This window comes from Candidatus Magnetaquiglobus sp., assembly GCF_058402785.1.
Genome location: NZ_JBZVFG010000001.1, coordinates 100,350 through 116,970, shown reverse-complemented (window position 1 = coordinate 116,970; position 16,621 = coordinate 100,350). Strand labels below are relative to the sequence as shown.

The following is a 16,621-nucleotide window of genomic DNA, read 5'->3' as shown; positions in this document are numbered from 1 at the left end:
CGGGATCGGATGATTCAGATCGCAGGAATCGGCCATCCCGAACGCGCGTAATCGTGCAACGTCCGATGGAGTCACGCATGAAGAAAATCGCGAATCTCTCTGTTGCCACCCGGTCCGGATGGGGCGAGCCATTGCGGGGTATCTCGACCCTGCTGATGTTCGCGGCCATCGGGCTGACTTTTCCTGGCTGCGGTGGGGGCGGCGGCGGAGGCTCCAGTGGCCCCTCGGGCACCACCGTGGTGGTCCAGGACGGCAACATCGTCGGCCTCACCCTGACCGATTCGAAGAGCGCCGTCGCCGTGGATCAGGGCAAGGGAACCTACTACTTCGCCAACGTCGCCACCCCGCCGATCACCGCGACCAGCCGGAACGAAATCGATCCGGTCACCGGTCTGGTGAAGATTTTCGATGCACAAGGAAACTTGCTCATCAAGACCTTCCAGGATCTGGACGGTGATGGCATTTTCACCTACAACACCGATATTCCCTATGGCGCCTCCATCACCGTGGCCTACAGCCCCAATCCTTCGGTGATCCGGATGAATCCGATATCCGCGTTGATTCCGGCAAACTGGAATGGCACGACCCCGGTTGCCGGTTTGTCGGCTGACACGGTCAAGAGTGCGGCCACCACCGGCATTCCTGCCTCGACCGATACCTCGGCCACCGCCAACACGCTCCGATCGGTTGCCGCGAATCTGACCACGGTGCAGGAAAATCTGGTCCAGATGGGTGTCAGCGCCGCGAACTCCGGCGTCATTCTTCAAGGTCTGCGCGATGCGGCAGCCGCCAATGGCGCGCTCTCCGTGACCAAGCCCGAAGATATCGGCACCGCCCTGGCCTCCGTGGTCACGCCCCAGAATGTGGCCACGCTGTTCGGTGCGGGGGTCACCGAGACCGTGGCCGAAACTGCGGTCAAAACCGTCACCGACACGCTCAAGAATACCGTCGATGCGCTGGCTACCGGCCAGTATGCGATGAAGAACTCCGAATCGGTGGTCGCGGCAACGACCAACTGGGTGAAAAGCCTGGTATCCACCACGACGCCGGCGCAAGCCGTTACCCTGATCAGCACGACGGCGGCGGTCAATCTGAGTGATCCGGTCAAAACCCAGGACTCTGCCATCGAGGCCGGCAAGGTGTTGACGACATCGCCCCTGGCGAACCTGTTCGCATCGCTGTTCATCATGCCGACCTATAACCTCGCGACCACGGCCAATACCGGGGTCACGCCCCTGGATGTCACGCTGAGTGGATTGACCGGCTTTGGTTTGACCTACTCGTCCTCGGGAGTGACCGTGGCCGGTAGCGGTGGCATGGCCTTCCTGAATCAAACGTTGTCCTACGACTCGGCCAAGAGTCAGTATGGTTGGGCCGAGAGCGGAAAAGTCAATGCCGCCGCGATCAATCTCAACTACGCTGGATTCCGGCTGTTCAGCTACACCACCGACAGCGCCGCCAGCTACCACCTGTTCGCCCTGGCCACGAAAGAGCAGATTTGCACGTTTCGCTTCAACGACGGCAAGAGCCTGAGTCAGAAAACCGGTACCGGCACGAAAACGCTGTTTGAAGAGATTCAGGGCATGAACCTCAATGGTGCCACCCGATTGACCTGCCCGGCCACGTGATGGGACTTTGCGCGCCATGACCGCCCACGGACGAATTCGTTGGCTGGCCAGCCTGGCGCTGGCTGGCTTGGCAGTGTTGTTCCAGAATCACGGCTGGGCCGCCGGTCTGCCGACCGACATCGCCCCCTCGCCACAGAGTCTGCGTGAACTCGAAGAGCGCGCGGCTCCCAATCAACCGGTGACCGAGAACGAGCGCAAGGGTCAGCCCGGCGTGGTCAGGGACATCGAGGTCGATCCCGGCGCGCAGCCGAAACCGGAGAGTCAGATCGACAAGGCCGTGACCTTCTTTTTGAAGGGCGTGAAGGTGATCGGCAACCAGACGTTGCCGAACCAGGAGATCATCGATGTCGTGAAGCCGCGCCTGGAAAAGCAGGTCACCTCGGCGGAACTTCAAGACATCGCCGCGCGGATCACCACGCTTTTGACCTCCAAGGGGTATGTCACATCCCGGTGCATCATTCCGGCCCAGACCGTCTCCGACGGAACGGTGATCCTGCAGGTCGAGGAGAACAAGCTCGCCCAGATCCAGCTCACCGGTCGCAGCAGCTATCGTTACGACGCGCGGGTGTTCAGCCAGCACTTTCACGATCTGGTCGGCAAGATCATCCATCTGGAGACCCTCAACAGCCGTCTTAAACTGCTTTCCAAACTGCCGGGAACCCGCATCGAGCCGACCCTGCACAAGGCGCCGGAGGGCACCTCGAACCTCGTGTTGAAGATCACCGACTTCGAGGATACCCATGCGCTCTCCTTCAACAACCAGGCGAGCCGTTATACCGGCGAATTCAGCGGTCGCTATACCGGCGCTCTTTACAACATCACCGGAGCCGGCGACTCGATCTCCGCCATCTTCACCGCCAACCCGCTCCACCCGGAGTTTTCCAACAGTCTGGCCATGAACTACGTCCGACCGTTTGGGGATAAGGGCGGTGTGTTGCAGATGTCCTACACCACGGTGCGCTACCAGTTGGACCCGGATGAGGTGGGCAACGATGTGGTGCTCTACGAAGGGGATTCCGATACCTTTGCCGTGCGCTATGAAAAGCCCTTCCTGGTGGACGAAGGTGATTTCTGGTGGGGGATCGGTCTGGAGAAGAAGCATTCCACCGCCACGACCCGACTCAACACCGCCTTTCCGGGCTACAACGCCGGCGATACCATCGTGCATGGCGAGGACAAGCTGTTCGTGGGAGAACTCTCCCTGCGCGCCACCGTCATGGACTCCCTGCTCCCCGAGCGACCAGCGGCCAACACCGCCGCCTTGCGCGTCAAACACGCCTTTTCCGGGGTGTTCGGCTCCATGACCGACGACGACGTGCGCTGGAAGCTGGAAAACATGGCCGCCGCGGTCAACAAGCTCAACGTGAACGGTCCGATCGGCAACGTCAATGGCCTGGAGCCCGATTTCTGGAAGCTCTATCTCTCCGTGTCGCGTCTGCAAATGTTGCCGTATCGACTCTCCGCCGTGTTCCAGTTCGATGGCGAGTACACCCCGAGCGACAAGATCCCCAATGCCTACAACTTCGTGGGCGCCAACAACGGTCCCTCGGGCTACCGTTATTCGCTGGCGATCGGGCGACCGATCTACGAGGATGTGGTCAACATGATGGTCGGTTTTCGTCATGCCACCTCCTACGGCCACTATTGGGACGAGAATCCCGGCTGCGGTGAGAATGTGCTGATCCGAGGTTCCTATCAGTGCTATGCCGAGACCGGTTTCCTGAATCTCTCCTTCAAGTACAAGATGTTTTTCGGGGATCTGGAATATCAGTCGATGGTGAATGCCTTCGAGCAGAACCAGGAGCAGATCAAGCTCAACATCGGGGCGCGCTGGTAGGCGCGTCGGGGATGCATTGCAGCGGGTCATTTTTGCAAGGAACTGAACGAGAAATGGTTATGAGAATGGTTTTCCGGATGGTTGGACTGGCTGGCATGCTGGTGATGCTCTCCCTGGCGCTGCCGACGCAACTTCACGCCGCCCCTGGAGATAAGGGCGCCGAGAAAGCAGACAAGGGAGGCGACAAAAACGCTCCTCTGGCCACCATGGGCGGTGTGAACCTCACCGTGGGTGAGTTCCAGACCCTGATGAACAACAGCGACAAGGAGGTCAAGAAGCACCTTCTCGAGAATCCCGAGTTGATGAAACAGAAGATCGGCGAGGCGATGCTGCGCAGATACTTCCTGGCCAAGGCCCGCGAGCAGAAGATCGATCAGAAGGGCGACGTGGCCTTCATGATGGAGCGTGCCAGGGAGGGGGTTCTTGTCGAGAATTTTCTGAACATTTCGGCCAAGGTCCCCGCGAAATATCCGGAGGAGTCCCTGGTGCGTCAGGCCTACGACGAGAACAAATCCCGTTTCATGCTTCCCCAGACCGTGAACGTGGCCCAGATCTTCTTGAAGTACGAGCCGAACATGGACGACAAGGCCAAGCAGGATCTTTTCAAATTGGCCGAGCGCTACATGACCATGGTGCAGAAAAAGGAGTCTGAATTCGCCAGTCTGGCTCAGAAGTTCTCCCAACATCCGGCCTCGGCCTCCCAGGGCGGAGACATGGGTTGGGTGCCTCTCAATCAACTGCTTCCCGAATTCCAGAAAGCGATCTCCGGACTCAAGAACGGCGAGGTCGCCGGTCCGATCAAAACCCCCCAGGGCGTGCATGTCGTGCAGTTGCGTGGCACCAAGGAGCCCACCCCGCGTCCCTACGACGAGGTGAAGCCGGCTTTGACCAAGATGCTCAAGGACAAGAAACTCCAGGAGAACAAGGACGCCTATGTCAGCGAACTGCTCGGCAAGACCCAGATCTCCCTCAACGAGCAGAGCCGTGCCTTGTTGAAGTGACGCATGGCGGAGCTGCTTTTCTATCAGAAGCCGGTGGTGCTGGACCGACAACGCCACCGGCAGTGGCGTATCATCCGGCAGGAAAGCCCCTATGATTTCGCAGCCCGCACCAATTCGGTGCTGCTGACTGGTGCCGAGTCCATCGAGGCGGCCAGGGAGTATGCCATCTTCTTCGCACGGGTGGGGAGCAAAATCCTGCCGCTGGTCTTGCTGAGCCCGCGAGACCATGAAAATCTCTTTGTGCGACCGGATGGCGTCTGGGAGGCACGCTACATACCCGGCTTCGTGCGACGCTATCCGTTCGTTCTGGCGGGTGGGGAACACGATTCTCAGTTGACCGTGTGCATCGATGCAGCCTATTCTGGAATCTTATCCACCGGGGTGGGCGAACGTCTTTTCGATGACCAGGGCCAACAAACCCCCTGGCTGCAAAGTGCGGTCCGTTTCCTGCAACAGTTTCAGGAGTGGGTACGTCGCACGGAGGTGTTCGTCAACCGCCTGGAGGGGATGGACCTGTTCGTCAGCGTCGTGGATCGTCCCGAAATGCGCGGGTGGGGGGTGCCGGCCAGTCCGGATCTGTTGGTCGTGGACGAGAAAAAATTATTGGAGCTGAGCAAGCCACAAGCGTTGGAACTGTTCCGTTGCGGTGAGTTGGCGTGGGTCCATGCCCATCTGGCCTCGCTCGGCAACCTGGGACGTTTGATGGAACTTATGGCGCGTCGCACGGGAGGAGAATAAGCCATGTTTGATGTGCAATTACTTGAAAAGATCAAATTCTTTTCCGACTTCACCCCGCAGGCCAAGGCCGAGATCGCCAGTCTCGACACCCTCTTCAAGAAGTATCCGGCCAATGCGCCGATCATCAACGAAGGGGATGAGTCCGGTTCGTTCTTCGTGCTGCTCCAGGGCAAGGTGAACGTTTACAAAAAGCCGAACGTCAATCCGATCAACGAACTCAAGCCCGGCGCCATCTTCGGAGAAATCGCCTTTCTAAGCTCCAAGCCCCGTGGCGCGAGCATCGTGGCCATCGAACCGTGTATCCTGCTGGAGTTCGATCGCAAGATCATGCACGATCTCTCCCCGGATGTGCGAGACTTTCTCAAGGACAAATTGATCACCATCCTGGTGACCCATCTGAACGACATCATCGATCTGCGTACCAAGGAGACCTTCGGCCTCGACACGAGCAACCCGCACGCCGCCGAGATGATCGGCGTCAAGGTGGAGGTCAACAAACAGATCTTTGCTCAGGAGGGGTATTTCATCTATTACGTCGGCAACGGCGAGGCGGTCATCGAGAACAAGAGCGAGGGCACCCGCAACAAGGTGCGCATGAGCGAACTGACCGAACAGATCCCCGGCAAGTTCGTCAATGCCATCAAGTCCGCCAACCGCGATCCGGACGACTACCTCTATGGCCAATTCGGCGATTTCGGTGGGTACCTGGTGTTGAAGGCCGCGCGTCATGCCTGGAAGAGCACCCTTATGGCCATCCAGGCCGAAAAATTCGATCTGGGCCGCAAGTCGGATGCCTTCCGCAGTCGTAATCTCGAGATTCCGCAATAGAATTCATCATTTCCAAACGGGGGCCGCTAGGCTGGGCCCCCGCTCCATCGACCTGCCCACTGCGTGTCCCGGCGGGGAATCGTTGCATGAACCCACATCGTTCTGGTTGGCGCTTCACATGGAAGCGGCTGTTGGCCTTCTGGCTCGTGCTGGGATGGTCCGTGACGCTTTGCGCGGCGGACTCCCCCCAGTTGACCGCGTTGAGTCCGGTCTGGAAGCAGACCGGATTGACCGCGGAGACCGTTGAGTCGGTCATCGGCCTGTTGAATCAGGAGTTGGCCGCCATTGCCGGAGATGTGACGGACGAGAGCCAGGAAGGCCGGCGCCGTGCTGCCCTGAAGGATCGGGTGGTGCTGCTGCGCCAGTTGGAGGAGACCCTGGTCCGGCGGCGCGAGATGGCGCAATCCAAACCGGAAAAAGGGCGTGGAGAGGCCGATCTGGATGCCAGGATCCGGGAGTGGGAGAAGAGAGCGCCCCCTCCGCCACCCGCCAATCCGACCCAGGATGCCTTCAAGCAGCTCGAGGAGAAACGTGCCGAGCGGTTGAAGACGGTCAAGGGGTTGCAGGATGCCCGCGATGCGCGGCGTCAATTGTTGCAACGGATTCCAGAGCTGATCCTTCAGGCCAAGCAGACCCAGAAGGCCGCCGAGGAGGAGCGGCGCAAACTGCCCACCCTCTCCGGCAAGGCCGACGCGGCCAAGAAGGGGTTGGTGGCGTTGAAGCTCGACAACGCGGAGTTGAGCCAGGCGGTCAGTCAGGCGCAGGTGGCGCTCTGGAACGCCGAGTTGGCCTTCGAAAAGGAGAACGGCGTTCGTCTGGACAAGGAGTTGGAGCTGGCGCAGCGGATTTTCGAGTGGGAAGAGCAGCAGATCAAGCTCTATCAGGAGGCGTTGAGCCACCTTCAGGCCCAGGCTCTCGAAGCCAAGAGCGGCGCGCTGGAACAGAAGGAGAAGCTGGCCGAGAAGGCCCATACCCCTCTGGAGAAGTTTTTGGCGCAACGGGAGATCCTGGTCGCGCAGAGTCAGAAGAACACCGCGGAATGGCATCAGTTGCGCACCGAGCTGGCGAGCGTGATCACCGGACAGGAGACGCGCATCAAGGAGGAGGAGGCGGAACTGGGCAACCTCGGCGCCCTGGTGAAACGACTCGGCTCCCAGGGGATGGCCGCGGAGCTGCTCAAATCCACCTTCCGGCTGATGGGCGAGCGGCGCCTGGAACTGGAACATCTGCTCTCCGCGTCGCTGCGTGAACGATTGACCACCGCGCAGGCACGGCGCGTCGAGATCGAGGCCCGACTGGTCAACCTCCGCGAGCAGTGGCGTGGCGAGTGGCAGGTGCTCTCGTCGGCCAGCGGCGAGAACATCGCGTTGGATGTCAAACAGGAGGCACTGTTCCGGGAGAAGAGCGCCAAGGCCCTCGATGCCTATCGTCAGGGATTGCTGGACGAGAAGAAGGTGCTCTTCGAGATCAACGTCGATGAGCGCCGCCTGGAGCTTCTGACCTCGGAACGGGCCAACGTGCTCGACTCCCTGGAGCGGTTCGTGTTGTCGAAGGTTTTCTGGATCCAGGATGCGGATCCGCTCGGTTGGTCGCTGATCACCGGCATGCTGGATGAGCTGTTCGGCACGGAGCGCGACACCAGCTTCATCAAATGGCTCGAGCGGGTCTTCACCACCGGGAATGGTCAGCATCTGCTGGAGGCGCTCTCCCATCCGCTTGAGCTGTTCTATGGGGCGATGTTGCTCATGGCGCTCTTTGTCGGCATCCCCTTGTCGCGACGCTGGGTGCGGGCCATGGAAGTCTGGAAACAGCGCCCGGAGAGCGAACGGGAAGGGCGGGCGTGGTTTCTGCCCGTGTTGGCGGCTCTGGCCGAGGCGGGCTTGTGGTCGGTCTATTTTCTGATCGCGGCCATGGCCATCGAGGCCGCCGGCTTGCCCCAGGGGGTGGGCAAGGTGGTGGCGCGGGTGCTGATGCATGTGGCGTTGTTCGTCTTTCTGTGGCGTTTGAACCGCGCGCTGTTCGGCTCCGGAGCGGTGGCGCGCAGTCAGTTCGACATGCCGCGCGATCTTTCCAAAACGCTGCACCGGGCGGTCCGGGTGCTGCTGATCGCCTATCCCAGCCTGCTGATGCCGTGGATCATCTTTCGGGGAGCGCCGTTCGATTTCCAGGCCCTGCCGCGTCTCGGCTACACCGCCTATGAACTGACCGTGGCCGCGGTGCTCTATTATCTCATTCGCGACTCCTCCCCTCTGGTGCGTCATGCCTTCCTGGAGACCAGCGAAACCCCGAACGGTGGACACCAGCCGCGCGGCGGGTTGCTGGCCGATAACTGGCGTCTGATCAGCCGTCTGCTGCTGCTTGGCATCCTCACCGTGGTTGGCATCGATGCCTTTGGCTACCGCTTCGGCGCGGCCACCATCACCCGCAATGGTCTGTTGACCCTGGTGACGATCTTTCTGCTGATTGGTCTGTATCGACTCTCCATCTCGGTCGCCATGAGCCTGGGTCGGGATCGCCACTGGGTTATGGCCGTGGCGCCGGGCGAGGATGCCCAAGACGATCTGCATCAGTCCGCGTTGAGCATCCGGCGCTTCCTGAGGCTGCTTTTCATCATCGGCGGGGGATGGATGCTGGCCTCGTATTGGGGGGTCAACCGCCAGACCTTGGACGCTCTCCACGAATACACCCTTTTCACCGCCACCCTGGCCGATGGCGGCGTGGATGTGATCAGCGTTGCCGACATGATCCGGTTCGTGATCATCCTGGTGGCGTCGGTGTGGCTGGTGCATCACCTGCCGGGGATACTCGAGCTGTTCATCTTTTCACGGGTTCGGGTGGATCAGGGGGTACGCTACGCCATTCTCACCATGAGCCGCTACACCGTGGTGCTGATCGGTCTGCCGGCCTCGCTCTCCGCGCTGCATGTGGACGTGGGCAAGATCGCCTGGCTGGCGGCGGCCATCAGCGTGGGCATCGGCTTCGGCTTGCAGGAGATCGTCGCCAATTTCATCAGCGGCATCATCCTGCTCCTGGAACGTCCGGTACGGGTCGGCGATCGCATCTCGGTGGGGGCGGTGATGGGCGAGGTGCGCCGCATCAACATCCGCGCCACGCGGGTGATCAGTCAGGATCTTCAGGAGATCCTCATCCCCAACCGGGATCTGATCACCAAGGAGGTGATCAACTGGACCTTGAGTTCCCGCGAGGTGCGGCTGGTGATTCATGTGGGGGTGGCCTACGGCTCCGACATCGAACGGGTGCGCAAGCTTCTCATGGAGGTGGCGGAACGGGATCCCCTGGTGCTGCGCGATCCGCCGCCGCGCGTGCTTTTCATGAATCACGGCGCCAGCGCCCTGGAGTTTCAGTTGCGCGTCTACCACATCGATCCGGATATCCGCGCCAACATGACCGACCGGCTCAACACCGCGATCAACCACACCTTCCGCGCCAACGACATCGAGATTCCCCTGCCGCAACAGGAGGTGCGCATTCGCGGAGGCGGGTTGATCGCCGCGCCCGAGATGGCTGCCGAGGGACATGCAACGGAGACGCCGGTTTCGGGTCGTTGAGAGGCTAAACCGCACCCATCACGGGATGCGTAGTTTTCATTGGTGAAAAAAAAGAGAGGATCTGGGAGAGTCCTCTCCCAGGGTTTTGATTTTGCCTTTGATTTTAGAGCACTCTTCAAAAGAAGCATTTTTCGCCTCTTTTGCGAAAAATGCGCCGCGCGCAGCCTTGCGAGAAACGACGCATCCCAAAGTGGGTGCGGTTTAATGTGCGTTCGGAATCGGTCCGCCCAGGGCCTTGAAGAGTCCGATGGCGGCATTCAGGCGGGCCTGACGGGTCTGCGGCAGCTCATCTTGAATCTGCAACAGCGATCGCTGGGCATCGAGCACGTTCATGAAATCCACCGCGCCGGCGCGATGGCGCACCTCGGCCAGCCGCAGCGCCTCGCGGGCGGCCTCCTCGGCCAGTTGTTGGGCCTTTTCCTGTTCAGCCAGCCAGTGGATGGCGGCCAGATTGTCCTCCACATCCTTGAGTGCGGCGAGGATCGCCTTCTGATAGGCGGCCACGGCGGCCTTCCGGGACTCCTCGGCGACCGCGATGGCATCGCGTTGCTTGCCGCGATCAAACAGAGTGACCGTGAGGCTGGCGCCCAGTTTCCAGAGCAGATTGCCGGGTGAGATCAGCTCCTTGAGCCCCTTGCTGGCATAGCCGCGTTCGCCGGTCAATTCCAGTGCGGGAAAGAGCGCGGCGCGGGTGGCGGCCAGATCGGCCTGGGAGGCGATCAGATCCGCCTCGGCGCGGCGGATGTCCGGGCGACGGCGCAGCAGATCCGAGGGGACTCCGGCGGGCACCTCGGGGATGCGCCAGTCGGCGAGTTTGCCTCCGATTTCGCGGATGGCGGACAACGGCTGGTTGGCGAGCATGGCCAGGGCATCGCGGGCCTGGGCCCGTTGCAGATCCAGGGCGGCGTTCTGGGCCTCGATGGAGGCGACGGTCTGTTTTTGGCGGGTTTCGTCCAATGGCGCGGTTTGGCCGAAGGCCACCTGTTTGGCGGTGAACTCCAGGATCCGTTGGGCCGCCTCCAGGGATTGCCGGGCCAGTTCACGGCGGTGATCCAGGGTCAGCAGGCGCAGGTAGGCGCTGGCCAGATCCGCGGTCAGCGTCCAGTGGACCGCTTCGCGATCCATGCGGCTCGCCGTGGATTCGGCCTGGGCCTTGTCGATCAGGGCCAGGTTGCGACCTCGGTAGTCGAGTTCGTAGCTGGCGTCGAGCGAAGTCTGGGAGGCGCGCACGCTCTTGCCGCTTCGGCCCTGCCCGGAGACCTGATCGCTTCCCGACAGTGCGAGGGTGGGGAAGAGCGGACTTTCAGCCATGCGGGCGCGGATTTCCGCCTGGTTCAGGCGTGCCTTGGCGGCCTGGATGTCCGGATGGCTGGTGAGTGCCCGCTCTTCCAGGGTGTCGAGGCGCGGATTGCCGAACGTTTGCCACCAGGGAGCGGCGGGGAGGGCGGCGCCGGGCGTGGTGCTGGGGTTGCTCCAGGCGGCGGGGAGATCGGGCAGGGGCGGTGGGGTGGCGTCGCGGTTGGCGCAGCCGGTGAGCGACACATTGATCGCGAGCAGCCCGAGTGCCATCAGGACTCCAGCCCGCGCACCGGGGGGGGCGAAGCGGTGCCGGGGGTGGAGCGACGCCAGGCAGGAGAGCGATCCCTGGATTGGTTTCATCGTTTGTACCTCACTTGTCGGCCAGAGCCACGACCGGATCCAGATGCGACGCCTTGCGCGCCGGCATGAAGCCGAAGATCAATCCCGTGGCCACGGCGAACCCGAAGGCCATGGCCACCGGCGTGGCCGTGAAACGGGCCGGTACGTTGAAGCGGGTGGCGATCCAGGCGGAAAGCACGCCTCCGGCCACCCCCAGAATGCCTCCCAACAGACAGACCACCAGCGCCTCGACCAGAAATTGGGTCATGATGTCGCCGCGTCGCGCGCCGACGGCCATGCGGATGCCGATTTCGCGGGTGCGTTCCGTGACGCTGACCAGCATGATGTTCATCACGCCGATGCCCCCCACCAGGAGCGAAATGGCGGCGATGGAGCCGAGCAGGATGGTCATGGTGTTCTGCGTTTCGGTCACGGTATCGAGGATCGAGGCCATGTTGCGCACCTGGAAATCCACCGTCTTGTGACGCGCGGTCAACAGTTGGGTGATCGCCTCCTGGGTGGCGTCGATCTGGGAGATATCCTCGACTTCGACGTTGATGCTGCGCAGGAACCGTTGTCCGAAGAGTCGCAGGCCGCCGGTGGTCAAAGGGACGAACACGGCGTCGTCCATGTCGTTGCCGAAGGGGGTGGCCCCCTTGCTGGACAGAACGCCGATCACCAGAAACGGGATGTTGTTGACCACCAGGTAGCGTCCCACCGGATCGGAATCGGCGCCGAAAAGATTTTCACGCACGGTCTTGCCGAGCACGATCACCGGTGCGTAGCTTTTGACATCCTCGGCGGAGAAGAAGATCCCCTTGTCGGTGGTCCAGTCGCGGGCCATGGGGAAATCGGCGGTGGTGGCGGTGGCCGGGGATTGGGAGTCGTTGCCACCGATGCGCAGGGTGACCGCGCCGTTCATCTCCGGCACGGCATGGCGCACGTTGGGGAGTTTGGCGATCTCCACGGCGTCATCCGGGATGAGGGTGGCCACCTGTCCGCCGCTGCCACGCATGTTGGGTGCGCCGGAACGGACCAGCAGGAGGTTGCTTCCCATGGCCTGGATGCGTCCCAGCACCTCTTCCTTGGCGCCGTCGCCGAGGGCCAGCATGGCCACCACCGATCCCACGCCGATGATGATGCCCAGCAGGGTGAGCACGGTGCGGAACAGGTTGGCCTTGAGGGCGTGCAGGGCGATCTTGATCGTCTCGTGGATGTCGATGACATGGCCCCCGCGTTTCTGGGACGGGTTCGTTTGGGGTGTGGGATCTTCCTGGGTGGATTCCGCGCGGTTGGCGTCGGAGACGATGCGACCATCGGCGATGGTGATGACGCGGCGGGCCTCGGCGGCGACGTTGGCGTCGTGGGTGATCAGGATGATCGTGTGTCCCTCGGCGTTGAGGCGATGCAGGAGGGCGAGGATATCCCGTCCGCCGCGACTGTCCAGGGCGCCGGTGGGTTCGTCGGCGAGGATCACCTGACCGCCGTTGATCAGGGCGCGGGCGATGGCGACCCGTTGTTGTTGACCGCCGGAGAGCTGACTGGGACGGTGGTGCAGCCGGTCGCCCAGCCCGAGGGTGGCGAGAAGGTCGCGGGCGCGGGTCAGGCGGACGTTTTTGGCGTGGCCGGCGTACATGGCCGGCATTTCGACGTTCTCTTCCGCCGAGGCGGTGGGCAGCAGATTGTATTGTTGAAAAATGAAGCCGAAGACCAGTCGCCGCAGAGCGGCCAGGCCGTCGTGGTCGAGTTCGGAAATATCCTGGCCGTTGAGAAGCAGTCGTCCGTTGGTGGGGCGGTCCAGGCAGCCGATCAGGTTCATCAGGGTCGATTTTCCCGAGCCGGATTGTCCCATGATGGCCACGAACTCGCCGGGCCAGATCGCCAGGCTGACCTCGTGCAACACCTCCACCGTCAGGTCGTCGGAGATGTAGCTTTTGTCAACCCGTTCCAGGCGAATGATCGGTTGCGACGCGGCCATGCTGGCGTTCATCGCGGTTTTCCTCCACCGGGATGGCTCATGCCGAAGATCGAGCCGCCGGAGGTGGGTTTTTTCTCCGCGCCCCCGATCAGAACCTCGTTGCCCTCCTCCAGACCGGAGAGGATCTGGGCCTGGAGGCGATTCTTGACGCCGAGGGTCACCTTGCGGGTGGCGGGCGTGCCATCCTGGAGCAGGCGCACCGTGGCTTCGCCGGGTTTGCCCTTGATGGCCAGGGCGGTGATCGGCAACAGCAGGGCCTCCTTGGCCACCGCATGCACGAAGGAGACCTGGGCGGACATCTGGATGCCCAGTTCCAGATTGGGATTTTCCACGTCGAACAGGGCGTTGTAGAGCACCACGCTGTTCACCACGTCCGGGGAGGGGAGAATCTGGCGCAGTTTGCCGTAGTGCCGTTTGTCCGGTTGACCGAGGGTGGTGAACCAGGCTTCCATGCCGAGTTTCAGGCGGGTGATGTCGGCCTCGGAGACCTGTGTCCAGACGGTCATGGTGGAGAGGTCGGCGATGCGCAGCAGGATGGGGGCCTGTTGGGCGGCGATGAGGGTCTGGCCCTGACGGGCGGGCAGGGTGACCACGGTGCCGGTCATGGGGGCCAGGATCCGGGTGAAGGCCAGATTGGTTTCGTTGGCCTTGAGGCTGAATTCGGTTTGACGGATCTGGGCCGTGATCTGGGCGATCTGGGCGGTGGAGCTTTTCAGCGTGGCCTCGGCGGACTGGTGGGCGTCCTGACTGGTGGCGTTGGCGGCCAGCATCCCCTTTTGACGGTCGTACTGGGCCTTGGCCAGGGCGTGGTGGGCCTTGCGTTCCGCCAGTTGCGCCTCGAACACCTGCAACTGGGCGCGATCCGATTCGACCTTGGTGATGAAGAGGGTCGGATCGATTTCGGCCAACAGATCGCCCGACTTGACCGTATCGCCGAGGGCGACGTGGATTTTCATCAACTGACCCGAGACCTGGGTGCCGACATCGACGTAGTTGAGCGGTTGCAGGGTGCCGAGAGCGGTGGTGGTCTCTTCGATGTCGCCTCGGGTCACCTTGGCGGTGGTCTGGAGACTCTTGTCCGAGCCCTCGCGCTTGGACCAGGTGTACCATCCACCCGCGCCAAGCGCGACAAGCAGGGCAAAGATCACCAGTTTTTTGATTCCAGACATGGCGTGATTCCTGTTTTTCTGATCTGGCAGCCGGGGAGAGGCGCAAGAGTGTTACCGTGGGACTCCCGTCGGGGAGGTCCACGGTCGGGGGGTGAGGGGTTCCCCCCATCATGCCAGTTACATTAATTGCTAAATTGGCGGAATTTGTCAATTGCCAATATTGCAAAGATTTGTCGGTTCGCTTTCGATGGTTGGCCTTTTTCTTGACCGCGCGTTGCCGCGACTGTTAGACTTTTGATGCGGGGGAGGCTGCGGAGCCGTAATGGATGATCGTTGAAATGGCAGGCTTTATCATCTTCCACCCACCAGTAGGTATCCAGGTGAAAAGGAGAACCCGGATGAAACGTTGGCTGATCGTGCCCCTGACCGTGACGGGGTTGCTGGTGGCGCCCGCGCAGGCGCGTTCGGATGCCGGAAGCGGGGCGGCGGTGGGTGCCTTGACCGGTGCCATGGTGGGCAGTCTGGCCGGGCCGATGAAAAACCGGGTGGAGAACTCCCTGATCGGCGCGGTGGCGGGTGGGTTGTTGGGGTATGCCGCCGGCAACGAACGGGAGCGGCAGGGGGGGGCGGTGGTCTACCGCTCCCTGGAGTATGCACCCTCTTATCAGACCACCACCTGGGTGAATCCGGAGAGCCGCGTCTCCTACATCGTCACCCCGCGTCCGGCGGCGCACATGGGGGGACAGGTGTGTCGCGAGGTGGAGATCCAGGCCACCATCGACGCGCGGCGCGAGTCCTTGACCGGGCTTTCCTGTCGGGATGGGGCCGGGCAGTGGCGTTTGATGGATCGCGTCACCCTGGACGCGCCGACCGTGGTGACGCGCACCGTGGTGGCGTCCCCGCCGCCGAGTTATGTGGTGGTGGAGTCGGCGCCCACGGTGGTGGTTCCGCGACGGGTCTACTACCCGGACTATTACCATGCCCCCTACCACGTGCGCCCCCATTATTACGATCGGGCTTGGCGCGACCGCCACTGGCGGCGGTATTGAGCCGGGAAGGGCGGTGTTTTTCGAAGGTTTGCGCCCTCATGGACCACGGGTTTCCGTGACCTCCTGAAACCACGACCTGCCATCCCAAGAAACAGGCCGGAGGGAGAGCCCCCCGACCGTGGATCTCGCAAAGTGGGGGATCGCCCCCCAACCCTTGCGTGTTGAACCTCCCCCATCACGGGATGCGTCGTTCCATGATCAAGGGTCCAGGAGGATTATCCCTCTGGTGGGATCCAAGGGCAAAGCCATTATGATTTTAGTTTTTGATTTTAGCGCGTTCTTCGAAAGAAGCATTCTTCGCGGCCTTTTGCGAAAAATGCGCCACGCGCAGCCTTTGCGGGAGTCGTTTCCGTTTTTTGGAAACGACTCCCGTATGTTGCACGCAGCCTTGCGAGAAACGACGCATCCCAAAATGGGTGCGGTTTATTCCACCTCCGGACGGAAACGGATCTCCAGCTCCCGACACTCGTGACACCCCTGCGGCGGTGGATCCACCGACACCGTGCGGCTGATGGCACGCATCACCGACTCGTCGTAGATCGCATTCCCCGAGGGGTGGGTGACGCGCGGATTGACCAGCGAGCCATCCGGTCCCACCTGCACCACCACGATCACCTCCAGAGCCGCTTCGCCACGCAACCCACCCGGCTTGCGCCAGTTGTCGCGCACCTTGTTGGTCACTCCGTGCTGCCACCGTGAGATGGCGAACGCGGAGACCGGTGGATCGTTGCTCGAGGCAGGGGCATGGTCGGTGCCCACGGCCTTGGCCTCGGTGGTCGCCTTTTGATGCTTGTTGATCGCCTTGGAAAAATCCAAGGGGGTCTCCTCGCTCTTGGTGGCCGGCGTGCTCTTCTGGAGCTTGTTGATCGCCTTGGAGAAGTCCAGGGGCTCCTCCTTCTTCTCCAGGGGTTTCTCCGGTTTCTCCGGTTTCTCCGGTTTCTTCTCCGTCGGCTTCTCCGGCTTCTCCGGCTTTTTCTCAGCCGGTTTCTCCGGTTTTTCCGGCGGTTTTTCCGGTTTTTTCTCAGCCGGCTTCTCCGGTTTTTCCGGCGGTTTTTCCGGCGGTTTTTTCTCCGGCGGCTTTTCGACCGGCTTCTCCGGTTTTTCCGGCGGTTTCTTCTCCGGTTCCGGCGGTTTGATCCCCTCTTTTTTCACCTCCGGCTTGGGCGGCGTCTCCTTGGGCGGCGGCGGTGGGGGCGGCGTCTCCTTGGGCGGCGGCGGTGGGGGCGGCGTCTCCTTGGGCGGCGGC

The 16,621-nt window shown here is 62.0% G+C and carries 11 protein-coding genes; 7 read left to right on the top strand and 4 right to left on the bottom strand.

Translation table 11 applies throughout. The features are described from left to right. The first annotated feature begins 77 nt into the window (after nt 1-77). The 6 genes from ACV4UY_RS00530 to ACV4UY_RS00505 all read left to right on the top strand — a co-directional run bounded on the left by ACV4UY_RS00530 (nt 78) and on the right by ACV4UY_RS00505 (nt 9,601). Nucleotides 78-1,628 (top strand): hypothetical protein, encoded by a 1,551-nt coding sequence (locus tag ACV4UY_RS00530; protein ID WP_491605718.1) that lies wholly within the window; start codon nt 78-80, stop codon nt 1,626-1,628. Between the two features lie 16 nt (nt 1,629-1,644). Next, on the top strand, nt 1,645-3,465 hold the full coding sequence (locus tag ACV4UY_RS00525; protein WP_491605717.1) for a POTRA domain-containing protein: 1,821 nt from the start codon (nt 1,645-1,647) through the stop codon (nt 3,463-3,465). A 77-nt stretch (nt 3,466-3,542) separates the two neighbouring features. Then, nucleotides 3,543-4,466 carry a peptidylprolyl isomerase gene (locus ACV4UY_RS00520; protein WP_491605716.1) on the top strand — a complete coding sequence of 308 codons (924 nt, stop codon included), beginning with the start codon at nt 3,543-3,545 and terminating at the stop codon, nt 4,464-4,466. Nucleotides 4,467-4,469: 3 nt separating this feature from the next. Then, nucleotides 4,470-5,204 (top strand): SapC family protein, encoded by a 735-nt coding sequence (locus tag ACV4UY_RS00515; protein ID WP_491605715.1) that lies wholly within the window; start codon nt 4,470-4,472, stop codon nt 5,202-5,204. 3 nt (nt 5,205-5,207) lie between these two features. Next, on the top strand, nt 5,208-6,032 hold the full coding sequence (locus tag ACV4UY_RS00510) for a Crp/Fnr family transcriptional regulator (RefSeq protein ID WP_420905943.1): 825 nt from the start codon (nt 5,208-5,210) through the stop codon (nt 6,030-6,032). Between the two features lie 86 nt (nt 6,033-6,118). Continuing rightward, nucleotides 6,119-9,601 (top strand): mechanosensitive ion channel domain-containing protein, encoded by a 3,483-nt coding sequence (locus ACV4UY_RS00505; protein ID WP_491605714.1) that lies wholly within the window; start codon nt 6,119-6,121, stop codon nt 9,599-9,601. Nucleotides 9,602-9,802: 201 nt separating this feature from the next. Here ACV4UY_RS00505 and ACV4UY_RS00500 read toward each other — a convergent pair whose 3' ends face one another. Genes ACV4UY_RS00500 through ACV4UY_RS00490 form a run of 3 tightly spaced genes read right to left on the bottom strand, consistent with a single transcriptional unit; the run spans nt 9,803 to nt 14,386 of the window. Continuing rightward, nucleotides 9,803-11,260: an efflux transporter outer membrane subunit gene (locus ACV4UY_RS00500; protein ID WP_491605713.1), complete on the bottom strand. Its 1,458-nt coding sequence runs from the start codon at nt 11,258-11,260 to the stop codon at nt 9,803-9,805. Between the two features lie 10 nt (nt 11,261-11,270). Continuing rightward, nucleotides 11,271-13,229 (bottom strand): MacB family efflux pump subunit, encoded by a 1,959-nt coding sequence (locus ACV4UY_RS00495; protein ID WP_491605712.1) that lies wholly within the window; start codon nt 13,227-13,229, stop codon nt 11,271-11,273. Next, on the bottom strand, nt 13,226-14,386 hold the full coding sequence (locus ACV4UY_RS00490; protein ID WP_491605711.1) for an efflux RND transporter periplasmic adaptor subunit: 1,161 nt from the start codon (nt 14,384-14,386) through the stop codon (nt 13,226-13,228). The genes ACV4UY_RS00495 and ACV4UY_RS00490 overlap by 4 nt, the downstream gene beginning before the upstream one ends. Before the next feature lie 338 nt (nt 14,387-14,724). Between ACV4UY_RS00490 and ACV4UY_RS00485 the strand changes: the two genes are divergently transcribed. After that, nucleotides 14,725-15,375 carry an RT0821/Lpp0805 family surface protein gene (locus ACV4UY_RS00485; RefSeq protein WP_491605710.1) on the top strand — a complete coding sequence of 217 codons (651 nt, stop codon included), beginning with the start codon at nt 14,725-14,727 and terminating at the stop codon, nt 15,373-15,375. A 423-nt stretch (nt 15,376-15,798) separates the two neighbouring features. Here ACV4UY_RS00485 and ACV4UY_RS00480 read toward each other — a convergent pair. Further along, a partial coding sequence (locus tag ACV4UY_RS00480; protein ID WP_491605709.1) for an energy transducer TonB occupies nt 15,799-16,621 on the bottom strand: 823 nt, incomplete at its 5' end.